We start from the raw sequence: 336 nt of genomic DNA, 5'->3' as shown, positions 1-336 counted from the left end.
AAATGTTGGCGCATCAATCAAACAGAAGTCTTGTGTATTGTCTGTTGTAGTCGGTGTGCCCGGATCGGTTACACTGATCGTTACCGCTAATCTGGTATTGCTTGCACAAGTGGTTAAAGGATCGATAATCGCTCCGTAATAAGTTCCACTTGTCAATACTGCTGTGGAAGCAAAGGATGTTCCGCCTGTCGCCGCATTATACCAAACCACATTGGCTTCATTTACCTGAATACTCGCAAATTTTGGCGCTTCAACCAACCAGAAGTCTTGTGTATTGTCTGTTGTAGTCGGTGTGCCCGGATCGGTTACACTGATCGTTACCGCTAATCTGGTATT

1 protein-coding gene is annotated in these 336 nt (G+C 45.2%); it reads right to left on the bottom strand.

What is annotated here, in order from left to right; all coding sequences use genetic code 11:
* Nucleotides 1-336: hypothetical protein (locus tag DCO46_RS23030; protein WP_165829097.1), on the bottom strand; the 336-nt coding region annotated here is incomplete at both ends.

Source organism: Flavobacterium sp. HTF (assembly GCF_003105115.1).
Lineage (GTDB): Bacteria > Bacteroidota > Bacteroidia > Flavobacteriales > Flavobacteriaceae > Flavobacterium.
This window is presented reverse-complemented; position numbering and strand designations above follow the sequence as displayed.